The 12,751-nt window shown below is 70.7% G+C and carries 11 protein-coding genes and 2 pseudogenes; 8 read left to right on the forward strand and 5 right to left on the reverse strand.

The annotated features are described in order from the left end of the window. Window positions 1-275 precede the first annotated feature (275 nt). Complete coding sequence (gene glmM / locus ACODNG_RS11435) at window positions 276-1,640, reverse strand: phosphoglucosamine mutase (RefSeq protein ID WP_434521407.1); 1,365 nt, start codon at window positions 1,638-1,640, stop codon at window positions 276-278. Between the two features lie 133 nt (window positions 1,641-1,773). Between glmM and ACODNG_RS11440 the strand changes: the two genes are divergently transcribed. Further along, window positions 1,774-2,364 (forward strand): hypothetical protein, encoded by a 591-nt coding sequence (locus tag ACODNG_RS11440; RefSeq protein ID WP_434523094.1) that lies wholly within the window; start codon window positions 1,774-1,776, stop codon window positions 2,362-2,364. Window positions 2,365-2,416: 52 nt separating this feature from the next. On the opposite strand, the gene ACODNG_RS11445 is transcribed toward ACODNG_RS11440, so the two are convergent. The 4 genes and pseudogenes from ACODNG_RS11445 to ACODNG_RS11460 form a co-directional block, all read right to left on the reverse strand. After that, the gene (locus ACODNG_RS11445) at window positions 2,417-3,025 is read right to left on the reverse strand and encodes a DUF7504 family protein (RefSeq protein WP_210113439.1); all 609 of its coding nucleotides are present in this window, start codon (window positions 3,023-3,025) and stop codon (window positions 2,417-2,419) included. Window positions 3,026-3,068: 43 nt separating this feature from the next. Then, window positions 3,069-3,461 (reverse strand): hypothetical protein, encoded by a 393-nt coding sequence (locus ACODNG_RS11450; RefSeq protein WP_434521408.1) that lies wholly within the window; start codon window positions 3,459-3,461, stop codon window positions 3,069-3,071. After that, a pseudogene (locus tag ACODNG_RS11455) lies at window positions 3,461-4,157 on the reverse strand (RAD55 family ATPase). Before ACODNG_RS11455 ends, ACODNG_RS11450 begins: the two are co-directional and overlap by 1 nt. 127 nt (window positions 4,158-4,284) lie before the next feature. Beyond that, on the reverse strand, window positions 4,285-4,758 hold the full coding sequence (locus ACODNG_RS11460; protein ID WP_434521409.1) for a chemotaxis protein CheW: 474 nt from the start codon (window positions 4,756-4,758) through the stop codon (window positions 4,285-4,287). Window positions 4,759-4,860: 102 nt separating this feature from the next. Here ACODNG_RS11460 and cheB point away from each other — a divergent pair, with 102 nt between their 5' ends. The 7 genes and pseudogenes from cheB (at window position 4,861) to ACODNG_RS11495 (ending at window position 12,736) form a co-directional block, all read left to right on the forward strand. Beyond that, complete coding sequence (cheB, locus tag ACODNG_RS11465) at window positions 4,861-5,955, forward strand: chemotaxis-specific protein-glutamate methyltransferase CheB (protein ID WP_434521410.1); 1,095 nt, start codon at window positions 4,861-4,863, stop codon at window positions 5,953-5,955. Then, a complete protein-coding gene (locus ACODNG_RS11470) occupies window positions 5,955-8,345 on the forward strand; it encodes an ATP-binding protein (protein ID WP_434521411.1) in 2,391 nt (796 codons plus the stop codon). Before cheB ends, ACODNG_RS11470 begins: the two co-directional genes overlap by 1 nt. Beyond that, a complete protein-coding gene (locus ACODNG_RS11475; RefSeq protein ID WP_434521412.1) occupies window positions 8,342-9,160 on the forward strand; it encodes a CheR family methyltransferase in 819 nt (272 codons plus the stop codon). Before ACODNG_RS11470 ends, ACODNG_RS11475 begins: the two co-directional genes overlap by 4 nt. Further along, window positions 9,160-10,374 (forward strand): HEAT repeat domain-containing protein, encoded by a 1,215-nt coding sequence (locus tag ACODNG_RS11480; protein WP_434521413.1) that lies wholly within the window; start codon window positions 9,160-9,162, stop codon window positions 10,372-10,374. Before ACODNG_RS11475 ends, ACODNG_RS11480 begins: the two co-directional genes overlap by 1 nt. After that, window positions 10,375-11,247: a CheF family chemotaxis protein gene (locus ACODNG_RS11485; protein ID WP_434521414.1), complete on the forward strand. Its 873-nt coding sequence runs from the start codon at window positions 10,375-10,377 to the stop codon at window positions 11,245-11,247. Between the two features lie 82 nt (window positions 11,248-11,329). Then, window positions 11,330-12,043 carry an HAD family hydrolase gene (locus tag ACODNG_RS11490; protein ID WP_434521415.1) on the forward strand — a complete coding sequence of 238 codons (714 nt, stop codon included), beginning with the start codon at window positions 11,330-11,332 and terminating at the stop codon, window positions 12,041-12,043. Beyond that, window positions 12,040-12,736, forward strand: a pseudogene (locus tag ACODNG_RS11495) (class II aldolase/adducin family protein). The gene ACODNG_RS11490 and the pseudogene ACODNG_RS11495 overlap by 4 nt, the downstream one beginning before the upstream one ends. Window positions 12,737-12,751: the final 15 nt, after the last annotated feature.

Here is a 12,751-nt window from a genome sequence, read left to right on the forward strand (position 1 = left end):
TCGTAAGTGAACTCTCGTGAGGCGGCCGCCGTCGAAGAGTTAGTCGACTGTATGTAAACTGTCGCCGACGGATCGGCGGTGAACACCGCCAAAGCCCCAGCCGTGAGGCCCGCCCCGCACAGCACCGCCCCGCACCTCACACCTCCCCAGCCTCGTCAGTCGCCGGAGCGAAGCGGAGGCGACTGACTCCAGCGAGGGACCGAAGGTCCCTCTGGCAGCCGGCGGCTCTGCCGCCGGCGACGCCACCGCCTCGTTTATTTATAAATAGATCGTCGCTATCGGCCGCTCTCGACGGCGACGCGCATGTCCTTCGCTAAGCGTTCGGCGCGGTCGGCGTCGGCGGACTCGGCGTAGATCCGGATCTTCGGCTCGGTGCCGGACGGGCGGACGAGCACCCACGCGTCGCCGTAGTCGAGCCGGTAGCCGTCGGTCGTGTTCGGCTCCGCGTCGGCCGTCTCGACGTAGGCGCGGGCGGCCGAGAGCATCTCGTCGCGCTCGTCGTCGTCCGCGTACTCGACGTTCTCCCGCACGAAGTGGTAGTCGGCGTACGGCGCGACGACCTCGCTGACGGGCGCCCCGTCCGCGGCCGCGAGCAGTTCGAGGAACCGCGCGCCGATGTACGCCCCGTCCCGCGAGAGCCGGTAGGGCGGGAAGAACACGCCCCCGTTCCCTTCGCCGGCGACGGGGACGTTCGTCCCCTCGTCGTGGAGTTCGCGCGTCCGGGTGATGATGTTCGTGGCGCCGATGGGCGTCAGTTCGAGGTCGGCGTCGTTGTCGGCGCAGACGTCGACGAGCCGCTGGGAGACGTTGACCGCGCTGACGACCGCGTCGCCCGGTTCGAGGCAGGCGTCCGCCATCGCCGCGAAGGAGGTGTCGCCGTCGACGAACGTCCCGTTCTCGTCGACGAAGACTGCGCGGTCCGCGTCGCCGTCGTGCGCGATCCCCACGTCGGCGTCCGAGGTCGCGACCAGCCGCGAGAGCGCTCCGAGGTTCTCCCCGACCGGCTCGGAGTCGCGGCCGGGGAAGTGGCCGTCCGGCGTCGCGTTCACCGTCAGCACCTCGCAGCCGAGTTCGCGGTAGATCTGCGGGGAGGCCATGGAGGCCGCGCCGTGACCGGGGTCCACCGCGACCGTGAGGTCGGCGTCCGCGACGGCGTCGCGGTCGACCGCGTCGATCAGCTGATCGGCGTAGTCGTCGACGACGCCCTCTATCGGCGTCGTCTCGCCGGCCGTCCGCCAGTCGGCGTGGTTGTACTCGTCGTCGAGGACGCGCCGCTCGATCCGTTCCAACACGTCGACCGAGAGTTCGACGCCGTCGTCGCCGACGAGCTTGATCCCGTTGAACTCCGGGGGGTTGTGCGAGGCGGTGACGAGGACGGCCGGGACCTCGGCCGACTCGCAGTAGTTACCGACCGCGGGCGTGGGGACGACGCCGAGGCGGTCGACGTCGCAGCCGACCGCGGCGAGACCGCTCGCGGCCGCGTTCGCGAACAGCTCCCCGGTCGTTCGCGTGTCGCGCGCGACGGCGACGCGGTCGGCGTCCCAGACCGTCCCCGCCGCCTTCGCGATGTCGAGGACGAGCGCGGGCGTGAGGTACCGCAGCGCGACCCCGCGGATGCCGCTCGATCCGAACAGCTCCATGCGGGGCCATCCGACGGCCGACGGGAAAGCGGTTCCGAACCGCTCTGCCGGCGACGTGTCGATGGGGCGACACCCCGCGCCGATCCCGGGCCGACGCGTGCGGTTCATGCCGCTGGCGCCCCTCGATGTCGGCATGGACCACACGCGACGCGACGCGCTCGCCGGGGGCGCGCTCGCCCTCTCGGTCGCGACCGCGGGCTGTCTCGACTTCGCCGCGGGCGACGGGCCGCAGGGACCCGAGGGAACGCCGGCGACGCTGACCTGCGAAGACGACGGGTTCGTCCGCCTCGATCGGCCGTTCGAGGGGTCGGTCACCGAGACCCTCGTCGAAACCGACGAGACCGCGCTGGAGCTTTCCTCCGAGGGAACCACCGAGACCTACGGCCAGTCGCTCCGGCTCGTCCTCCGGAACACGGGCGACGCCCCCGCGCCCACGCGCGGCGAACTCGCCTACTCGCTCCAGCGCGAGACGGGCGAGGGGTGGCTCGACGTCCGCGGATCGACGACCGGCGAGTCGGCCGAACTCCCCCGGAGCGAGGGATCGATCGACACGAGTTCGGCGTACTCCTGGGACCTCACGCTGACGGAGTCGGGGATCGCCGACGCGGTCGACGACCTCGAGTTGGCGGTCTGTCCCCCGCTGGGACCGGGGACCTACCGGTTCGTCTACTGGGGACTCGTCGGCGCGCCGCCGATCGGCGCGGAGTTCGAACTGGTGGGGTGAGATCGCCGGGTAGTGTCGTCGAGTCGCCTTCGGCGGGGTTCGTCGAGTCGGCTCAGAACGGCTGCCAGTCGGAGGGTTGCCCGACGCGGCCGCGCACGCGGAACTCCCGCGCGTCGTCGTCGACCCGGGTCTCGACGACGGTCTCGAACGGTTCGTGGAGGGTGTGTACGACCTGTTCGTCGTGGGCGGTCGAGCCGAGGACGCCGACGAAGGGCCACCCCTCGCCGGAGGTCTGGGAGGTCATCACCCGAGTGAACTGGTAGATGCGCTCGGGGTCCCAGTACATCAGCAGCTGCGACAGCGAGTAGAGACCGACCGCGCGCTCGCGGCCGGCGGAGGACTCGACGACGTCGGTGAACTTGATCCCGATGTCGGTGAGGTTGCCGGCGCTGGCGACGTACTTCGTCGTCGGCGTGTCCTCGCGCTTGTCGCCCTGCTCGTGGGTGACGCAGTCGATGACGACCACGTCGTCGCCGCTTTTCCCCGTCAGCTCCTCGTAGTCGCCGCGGACCTTCTCCGCGGTCCGGCCCGTCGAGATCACGACCGGACCGTCGGACCACGCCGCGAGCAGCCGGTTGAACAGGTCGTACTTCCCGCTCATCGGGGGACCGCTGATGAGGACGCTGTCGGCACCGCGGACAGCGTCGGGAAGCACAGTCATTTGGTGAACGTGAGAGAGTGTTGGGTAAAACCCTTCCGAGGGATCACTTTCGGAGCATGGAGGGGAGGTCGAGCGAGGATGGCGGTCCCTCCCGCGGCCGGTCGGTGAGTGTCAGTTCACGTATCGCACCGGGGAGCGCGGCGGGCACCGGCGACTCGCGCGGCGTCCCGACACCGTCGACGAGCGACGACCACACTTCCTCGTCGTCGGGGTTGTCCCGCTCCGCCTTCGCTTCGAGGGCCTTCGTCCGCCCCTCGTCGTACGCCAGCTCCACGATGCTCCGGTCGTAGCTCCCCGGGAACGCCTCCAGCACCCGCTCCAGCTCGTCGGGGTGAGGGGTGCCCACCCCGGCCGCCACGCCCAGCGCGAAGGCGCGCTCGACGGCCTCCTCCCGCGAGAGGTCGTCCCACTCCGTGCCGAACGTGCGGTCGTACATCAGTGGGTCACCGTCGCTGCCGAGCCGACTCGCAGTCCGCCGTCGGTGAACTCCACGTCCTGGATGTCGGTGTCGACGTTCGTCCCGCGCATCTTCAGCACCTGGACGCCGCGGCGCATCCCCTCGTCTTCGAGGTAGTTGTGCATGAAGACGACGCCGTGCGCGAGGTAGTGTTCCTCCGAGTAGGCGCTCGGGTCGGTCATCTCCGATATCAGGAGCGTCGTGGCGTCGGTCCGCTTCAGCGAGGAGAGCAGCTGGATCATCGTGTCCTCATCGTCGTCGAGGAGGAACCGCAGCAGCATCGTCGAGTCGAAGACAACCCGGTCGATGTCGCGGGAGTTGATGAACCCCGTGAGACGGTTGGTGACCCCGGACCGGTCGCGGCGGTCGCCGGGAAGCCCGAAGAACCGTCGGCCGTCCGACGAGAAGGAGTCGAGGAAGGTGACCCGGTCGGAGTCGAGCGCGCGGTCGAACCCGAAGTCGTAGCCGCTCATGTCCTCGCGGATCCCCTCCTTGGTCTCGTCGCATGCTGATGTACAGCACGTCCTCGCCGTTTCGGGCGCCCTGGGCCGCGAACTGCGAACAGAAGGTCGTTTTGCCGCTCCCGGGCGGACCGCTGACCACGTACAGGCGGTCCTCGGGGAAGCCGCCGTCGACGAGATCGTCGAACCCCGGGACGCCACTTGAGACGCGCATACGTACGCAACCCGTTGGCCGGCTGATAAGCGTTGGCACCCGGTTCTCACGGGTGAGAACCGGCCGACCGGCGACGGTCGCCGTCGACTCCGCACCGTCCCTCGCGTCCGGCGACCTCGCGTCCCGCTTACGCTTCCGCGGCCTCGACGTCGTCGAGGTCGGCGGCGAGGTCGTCGTCGACGTCCGGCGAGACCCACACAACGAACCGGTCGTCGGACTTGACGATGCCGCGGACGCCCTCGTCCTCGACGGTAGTGCTCTGGTCGACGTCCTCGGGAGAGACATCCCGGACCTGGAACACCTCGTCGACCATCCAGCCGACCGTGCCGCCCTCGTCGATCTCGTCGTCGTCGAACACGACGATCCGCTCGCGCGGGCCGTCCTCGTCGATGTCGAACAGCGTCTTCGGATCGACGATCGTCGTCGTCCGGCCGCGTAAGTCCATCACGCCCTCGACGTGATCCGGCGAGTTGGGGATCCGCGTCAGCTCGCCCGCGTCGACGATCTCGTCGATGACCCCGATGTCCAGACAGTACGTCCCGTCGCCAAGCCCGAACTCCAACACCTTGGTCGGTTCGGCGTCCGCCTCTGTGGCTGCCATGCTCGCAACTGCGGTCAACCGACAAATAATCGTGTCCCCTGAATTATCAGGGGTGATTACTGGGTCCGTGGATTTATGCTGATTCTGGGTCCGGTGTGGGACATGAGCAGGACGACGGATCGGCGCGGCGGTCGGGACGGGTCGCCGCGAGTGGTGGTCGTCGACGACTCCCCGTTCATGCGGGGCCTGATAAGCGACCTCTTAAGCGACGCGGGGGTCGCGGTCGTCGGCGAGGCGGGGGACGGGGAAGAGGCGCTCTCGGTGGTCGCCGAGACGCGCCCAGACGTCGTGACGATGGACGTCGAGATGCCCGGGATGGGCGGACTCGAAGCCGTCGAGCGGCTGATGGAGGAGACGCCGACGCCGGTGTTGATGCTGTCGGCGCACACCGACGAGGGCGCGGAGGTCACCTTCGAGGCGCTCGACCGCGGGGCGGTCGACTTCTTCGCGAAGCCCGGCGGCGAGGTGTCGACCGGCGTCTCGCGGGAGTCCGACCGGCTCGTCGAGGCGGTGCGCTCGGTCGCGGGCGCCGACCTCGACGCCGCCACGCGCGAGCGAGACGACCCCAGTTCCGCGGCGTCGCGCTCGGCCGGATCCGGGTCCGACGCGGACGCGGTCGACGTCGACGAGCCGCTGACCGTGGTGATCGCGGCCTCCACCGGCGGCCCGAACGCGGTCGAGCGCGTGCTGGCGGCGCTGCCGATGGCGGACTGTCGCGTGGTGATCGTCCAGCACATGCCGGAGGCGTTCACCTCGCGGTTCGCGGACCGGCTCGACGCCGCCTCCGTGTACGACGTGCGCGAGGCCAGCGACGGCGCGCGGATCGGGGCCGGCGAGGCGCTGGTCGCCCGCGGCGGCAGCCACACCCTCATCGACAGCTACCGCTCGGGGCGGCTCCGGGTCACGCTCGACGAGGACGACGACTCGCACACGGTCACCCCCGCGGCCGACGTGACGATGCGTTCCGCGGCCGAGGTGATCGACGACCCGCTCGTCGGCGTCGTGCTGACCGGGATGGGATCCGACGCCGCCGAGGGGATCCGCGCGATGGCCGACGCCGGGGCGCGCACGCTGGCGCAGAGCGAGGGCACCTGCGTCATCTACGGGATGCCGAAGCGCGCGGTCGAGACCGGCGGGATCGACGCGGTGTACGACCTCGACGACGTCGCCGGCGCGATAGTGGGGGGTGAGGCCTGATGGACTCCCACCGCGCCGCGTTCGTCGCCGAGGCCGAAGACGGGATCACCGACCTCAACAACGCCTTACTCGCCCTCGAGGCCGACCCCGAGGACGCCGAGGCGATGGACGACGTGTTCCGCGTCGCCCACACCCTGAAGGGGAACGCCGCGGCGATGGGGTACGAGGATGTCTCCGACTTCGGACATGCCCTCGAAGACTTGCTGGATGCGGTCCGGCAGGGCGACCGCGAGGTGAACCCCGAGCTGATGGACCTCCTCTTCGAGGGGGTCGATACGGTCGAGGCGATGGTCGACGAAATCGCCGAGACCGGCGACGTGTCGACGGACCCCTCCGACCTCGAGTCGCGCCTGCGCGAGATGGAGGAACACGGCACCGTCGGCGGCGCGGACGGAAGCGGCGACGCCGGAGGCGACGACGGCAACGAAGCCGACGCCGAGGCGGAGGCGTCCGATCAAGCGGCCGCCGAGAGCGGCGATACCGACAGCGAGGTCGACGACGCCGACGCCGGAAGCGACGAAGACAGTGAACCGAACGAAGACGACGCCGCCGACCGGGACGAGGACGTGTTGGACGAGGACGCCTCGGACGAGGGCACGCCGGACGTCTCGGTGCCGGAACCGCCCGCGGGCGCGGCCGACCTCCCCGATCCGGTCGCGTACGCGGACGTGACGGTCGGCGACGCGCAGATGCCGGGCGTCGACGCGGCGCTCGTCCTCCAGGCGATCGACGAGCAGTTCGACGGGCACGCGACGGAGCCCTCCCCCGAGGCGCTGGAGGACGGCGAGTACGACGAGCGGTTCGACGCCTTCGTCGGCGGCGCCGACCCCGAGGTCGTCGAGGAGGGACTCCGCGCGCTCACGCAGGTCGAGTCGGTGACCGCGGTCGCGGTCGACGGGTCGAGCGACGGCGACGCGGAGGCGGAACCGAGCGACGGAGAGGCGGAATCGGGCGACGCGGACGCCGCCCCGGTCGATGCCGAACCGAGCGACGCCGACTCTGCGGGCGCGGAGCAGCCCGCCGAAGGGCGTGCGGACGAGGAGACCGGCCGAGAGACCGAGCGGACCGACGACGGGGGCGACGACGCCGAATCGGCGTCGGACGATTCCGGACCGAACGCCGACTCCAAGTCCGGCGACGAGATCAAGTCGATCCGCGTCGACGTCGATCAGGTCGACGAGCTGTACGGGCTCGTCGAACAGCTGGTGACGAGCCGGATCAAGCTCCGGCGAGAGCTGGAGGCCGCCGACGCCGAGTCGGACACGCTGGACGAGCTGGACAAGCTGGCCTCCAGCCTGCAGGACACGGCGATGGACATGCGGCTCATCCCGTTCTCGCAGGTGTCCGACTCGTTCCCGCGGCTGGTGCGCGACATCTCGCGGGACCTCGACAAGCGGATCGACTTCGAGATCGAGGGCGATGACGTGGAGCTGGACCGGACGATCCTCACGGAGATGCGCGACCCGCTCGTGGACGTCCTGCGGAACGCGGTCGACCACGGGATCGAACCCCCGGAGGAGCGCGAGGCGGCCGGGAAGGACCCGACCGGACACGTGGAGCTTACCGCCGAGCGCGAGCGCGACCACGTGATCATCGAGGTCTCGGACGACGGCGGGGGACTCGACCCCGACCAGCTCCGCGACAAGGCGGTCGAAGAGGGCGTCAAGAGCCGCGAGGCGGTCGAGGCGATGGAGGACGACGAGGCCTACGACCTCGTCTTCCACCCCGGCTTCTCCACCGCGGAGGAGGTCACCGACGTCTCCGGCCGCGGCGTCGGGATGGACGTGGTCCGGACGACCGCGCGCGACCTCGACGGCTCCGTCTCCGTCGAGAGCGACCCCGGCGAGGGGACCACGGTCCGGTTCCGGCTCCCGGTCACCGTCGCCATCGTGAAGGTGATGTTCGTCGACGTCGGCGGCACGGAGTACGGCATCCCGATCAAGTCGATCGCGGAGGTCGCCCGCGCCGACGACGTGGAGGAGGTCCACGGCGACGAGGTCGTCAGACACGAGGACGACCTCTACCCGGTCGTCCGGCTGAACGAGCGCCTCGGCGAGATAGACCCCTCGGCGGCCGAGGCATCCGCGGCCGAGGCGTCCGCTGACGAGACCCCCGCCGCCGACGGCGGCGTCGCGGTCGACGAGGAGAGCGATCCCGACGGACCTGGACTCGACGGCGAGGGAGCCGCAAACGAGACGGACCAGGGAATGCTCGTCCGGATCCGCGAAGAGACGCGGCAGGTCGCGCTCCACTGTGACGGGGTGTTAGACCAGGAGGAAGTGGTCGTCAAACCGCTTGACGGTCCGCTCTCGGGAACGCCCGGTCTCAGCGGCACGGCCGTCCTCGGCGACGGGGACGTCGTGGCCGTGCTCGACGTGGTGAGCCTATGAGCGAGTCGGCAGACGACGGCGAAACGGCGTTCGAAGGCGTCCTCCGACAGATCGACGACACGGTCCCGTTCGAGCCGGGGTACTACAACGAGTCGTACCTCGACCGCCGGATCACGGCGCGGATGCGCCGGCGAGACACGGAGTCACACGCCGAGTACGAGCGCATCCTCCGCGATGACGCCGACGAGCGTCAGGCGCTGATGGACGCGCTCACGATCAACGTGACGGAGTTCTTCCGCAACCCGGAGATGTGGGACGTGCTCCGCGACGTGTTGCGCGAACGGACGGCGGACCAGCGGCGCGTCAGGGTGTGGTCGGCGCCGTCGGCGGACGGCCGCGAGCCGTACTCCGTCGCGATGCTGGCCTGCGACGACCCCGAGATCGACGAGTCGCGCGTCGAGGTGCTCGGCTCCGACATCAGCGAGGAAGCGCTCGACAACGCCCGCGATGGCGTCTACCACACGACGCGGACGACGGACATCGCCGAGGAGCTGGAACCGCTCTCGGACCCCGATCGCTACGTCGATCGCGACGGGGACACGTTCCGCGTCCGGGACGCCCCGCGCCGGCTCGTCGAGTTCGAGACGCACGACCTGATCCGTGACGGCGCCCGCGACCCCTTCGACGTGGTGTTGTGCCGGAACCTGCTGATCTACATCGACGTCGACCACAAGGCGGCCTTATTCGACACGCTGGAGGCGTCACTCGCCGACGACGGCGTCCTCGTGTTGGGGATGACCGAGAGCGTTCCGCCGAACCGGAGCGACCGCTACGAACCGATCGACAAGCGACGGCGGGTGTTCGGGAGGCGCTGATGTCGCTGTACCAGCACGCCCGGGACGGGAACACGGAGCGCCTCCGGGACGCGCTCGGCAGCGACAGCGCGGCCGTTCGCCGCCGCGCCGCGGAGTTCCTCGGCGATATCGGCGAGGAGGGCGATCAGCCGACGATCGACGGGCTGCTCCGCGCCGCGACGACGGACGACGACCCCGAGGTCCGCGGGGCCGCGGTCGACGCGCTCGACGAGATCGGCGAGGCCGCGCTCGAGCAGCTCCTCGAGGAGCTGACCGGCGGCGGCGGCGACTCCGAGGCCGAGTGGGTGACCGCGCGCAAGTTCGCGCGCGCGCTCGAAGCCGACCGGCCGGAGCTCCGGATGGCGGCGGCGAACGCGCTCGGGCGGCTCGACGACGCGAGCGGGCTTCAGCCGCTGGTCGGCGCGCTCGACGACGAGGACGCCCGCGTCCGGCTCCGGGCGGCGCAGGCCTGCGGGACCTTCGTCGACGCGCGGGCGGTCCCCGGCCTGCGCGAGCGGCTCGCGGACGACGACCCGCGCGTGCGCCGCGCCGCCGCGAACGCGCTGGGAGCGATCGGGACCGACGAGGCGCTGTCGCCGCTGCTGGACCTGCTCGACGACGGCGACGAGTCGATCCGGCGGATCGCGGCCGGCGCGCTCGGAAAGGCGAGCAACCCGGAGCCGGTCGAGCCGCTCGCGCACGCGCTCGGTGACGAGAGCGCGGTGGTGCGCAACGCGGCGGTGTACTCCGTCATCGAACTGCTCTCGAACGTGCCGACCCAGCAGAGCCACGCGGTCCGCGACCAGGTCGTCTCGGAGCTGAAGGCGGCCGACGACGCGACGGTCGTCGAGCCGCTCGTCGAGATCCTCACCGACGGCCAGCAGTCCCGCCAGCGCCGGAACGCGGCGTGGATCCTCGGCCGGGTGGCGGACCCGGACGCGTCGCTGGCGGTGGAGGCCCTCGCGGACGCGCTCGCGGACGACGACCCGCAGACCGCGCAGTTCGCGGCCACGAGCTTAAAGAGCCTCGGCGGCCCGGTCGTCGAGGACCGGTTGCTCGACAAGCTCGGTCCCGAGAACCCGGAGGACGCCCGCGCGAAGGCGGTGTTCGTCCTCGGACAGATCGGCGGACAGGAGACGCTCAACCGCCTCGAAGAGTACGCCGACGACGACAGCCAGGCCGTCAGAAAGCGCGTGTTCTCGGCCGTCTCGAAGCTGCGCGCAGGAGGTCCGTAAATGTCCCAGGAAGACAGCGAGTACAAGATCACCGACACCCAAGCGAAGTTCGCGGTCGCGGTCCGCGAGGGGCGGAAGGTGAGCGACGTCTCCTGGACGCCCGGGCGCGTCCTCCTCTCGAACCGTCGGCTAATCTTAGCCGGCAACGACGGGAAACGCACCGTCCCGCTGTCGAAGCTGGAGCGGCTCGGCGGGCGCCACGACGCGAACCAGACGGTCGCGCGCGTCTCGAACTACGTGAGCTTCGACCTGGGCGAGCAGGTGCTGCTCGTCGCCGCCTCCGAGCACGAGCCGTTCGAGCGCGACGTCTACCGCGCGCTGCTCGACCAGAAGACCGTGATGGTGAAACACCCCGCCATCGAGGGCGGCGTCGTTCAGGACACCGAGTGGGAGCAGGCCCGCGTGAAGATAGACGAGAACGGACTCAACGCCGCCTTGGAGCGCGGCGCGTTCGTGAAGTTCGACCTCGACGACATCAGCGGACTCGACGCGGCGAAGCGCACGGTGAACGGCGACAAGAAACCCGTGATCGAGGTGTCGCACACCGATGACGAGGGGACGAGCATCGAGACCCACGTCGCGGGCGACCCGAACCGGATGCGGTTCGTGGAGTCGTGGCTGCGCAAGGGCGAGGAGCGCTCGTCGACGAATGTCGACCTCTCCAGCCGCGACCGCGAGGTGCTGATGGCGCTGTACTCCGGCGTCTCGCCGTTCGACATCCCCTCGTTCCTCGGGATGGATGTCGACGACGTCGAGGAGACGTTCGAGCGGCTCGTCGAGCTGGAAGTGGTCGAGGAGGTCCGGATCCGCCGGGAGGTCGCGCTCAATTCCCGCGGCCGCAACATCGCCAGCGAGGCGATGAACGACCAGTAGCGGGCGTCTCTTCCCTCTCGCCGTGTCGTTCGTGGCCGCCGCGTCGAATCACTCTTAAGTCGGTGCCGCGAGGAGTGCGTCCATGAGCTACGAGGCGGTTCTCTTCGACCTCGACAACACGCTGTACCCGTACGCCCCGTGTAACGAGGCGGGCAAGCGGGCCGCGCTCGACGCCCTCCGCGAGCGCGGGTACGAGCTGGACCGCGAGGCGTTCGACGGCCTGTACGTGACGGGCCGCCGCGAGGCCAAACGCGAGACGCGCACCACCGCCGCGTCCCACGACCGGCACGTCTACTTCAAGCGCGGGCTGTACCGGTACGCGGGCGAGCCGGACGTCGCGGGCGCGCTGGCGGCCGGCGACGCCTACTGGGACGGCTACGTCGGAGCGATGTCGCTCTGTGACGGCGTCGAGGCGGTCCTCGACGCCCTCTCGGCGGCGGGGACCGACGTCGCGGTCGTGACGAACCTCACGACGCGGGTCCAGCTGCGTAAGCTCGCGCACCTCGGGATCGACGACCGGATCGACCTGCTCGTCACCTCCGAGGAGGCCGGCCGCGAGAAGCCCAGCGCGCTCCCGTTCACGACCGCGCTCGCCGAGCTCGACCGCCGGCCGAGCGAGGCGCTGGCGGTCGGCGACAACGTCGACGCCGATGTCGCCGGCGCGAACGCGCTCGGGATGGACACCGCGCTGTTCGTCGCCGACGGCGACGCGCCGGCCGACGCGGAGCTCTTGGAGCGGCAGCGCCCGGACCACCGGCTCGACGCCTTCGCCGACCTGACGGAGGTGGCGGCGTGACCCGCGAGGACTCCGCGGCCGACTCCGACTCGGACGCGAACCCCGACCTCCTGCGCGAGGCGCGCGAGGCGGTCGTCGAGTACGCGCCGGCGCTCGCGGACCTGACGCCCGGCCGGACAGGGAACCTGAGCGTCCGCGACGGCGACGCGGTCGCGGTCACGCCCACCGGCGTCCCCTACGACTCCTTCGACGCGGCGGACGTGCCCGTGGTGTCGCTGGCGGGCGAGCGGCTGGCCGGCCGGATGGCGCCGTCGAGCGAGGTGCCGATGCGACACGGGCATCTACAAGCACGACCGGCCGGGCGCGATCGTCCACACCCACTCGCCGTGGGCGACGACGATGGCGACGCTCCATCAGCGGCTCCCGCCGATCCACTACATGATCGCCGCCGTGGGGCGGGAGGTCCCGCTGGCCGACTACGCGCCGTACGGCACCGAGGAGCTGGCCGCCAACGTCGTCGCCGCGATGGCCGAGACCGGCTCCGACGCCGCGATCCTCGCGAACCACGGGCTGGTGGTGACCGGGCCGGACGTCGAGACAGCCGTCGAGAACACCCACCACGTCGAGGACATCTGCCGGCTCTACCTGCGCGCGTCCGCCGTCGGCGAGCCGCACGTCCTCACCGACGAGCAGATGGCGACCGTCGAGGAGCGGTTCGAGAGCTACGGCCAGCAGCCGGACGACGGGGAGTAGGGCGGTCCGACGCGC

It is taken from the genome of Halorubrum sp. AS12 (assembly GCF_051122765.1).
Taxonomy (GTDB): Archaea; Halobacteriota; Halobacteria; order Halobacteriales; family Haloferacaceae; genus Halorubrum; species Halorubrum trapanicum.

Excerpts from the sequence above, each read along its gene's own strand:
- glmM (WP_434521407.1), bottom strand. The coding sequence starts at position 1,640 with ATGGAGCTGTTCGGATCGAGCGGCATCCGCGGGGTCGCGCTGCGGTAC.
- ACODNG_RS11440 (WP_434523094.1), top strand. The coding sequence starts at position 1,774 with ATGGACCACACGCGACGCGACGCGCTCGCCGGGGGCGCGCTCGCCCTC.
- ACODNG_RS11445 (WP_210113439.1), bottom strand. The coding sequence starts at position 3,025 with ATGACTGTGCTTCCCGACGCTGTCCGCGGTGCCGACAGCGTCCTCATC.
- ACODNG_RS11450 (WP_434521408.1), bottom strand. The coding sequence starts at position 3,461 with ATGTACGACCGCACGTTCGGCACGGAGTGGGACGACCTCTCGCGGGAG.
- ACODNG_RS11460 (WP_434521409.1), bottom strand. The coding sequence starts at position 4,758 with ATGGCAGCCACAGAGGCGGACGCCGAACCGACCAAGGTGTTGGAGTTC.
- cheB (WP_434521410.1), top strand. The coding sequence starts at position 4,861 with ATGAGCAGGACGACGGATCGGCGCGGCGGTCGGGACGGGTCGCCGCGA.
- ACODNG_RS11470 (WP_434521411.1), top strand. The coding sequence starts at position 5,955 with ATGGACTCCCACCGCGCCGCGTTCGTCGCCGAGGCCGAAGACGGGATC.
- ACODNG_RS11475 (WP_434521412.1), top strand. The coding sequence starts at position 8,342 with ATGAGCGAGTCGGCAGACGACGGCGAAACGGCGTTCGAAGGCGTCCTC.
- ACODNG_RS11480 (WP_434521413.1), top strand. The coding sequence starts at position 9,160 with ATGTCGCTGTACCAGCACGCCCGGGACGGGAACACGGAGCGCCTCCGG.
- ACODNG_RS11485 (WP_434521414.1), top strand. The coding sequence starts at position 10,375 with ATGTCCCAGGAAGACAGCGAGTACAAGATCACCGACACCCAAGCGAAG.
- ACODNG_RS11490 (WP_434521415.1), top strand. The coding sequence starts at position 11,330 with ATGAGCTACGAGGCGGTTCTCTTCGACCTCGACAACACGCTGTACCCG.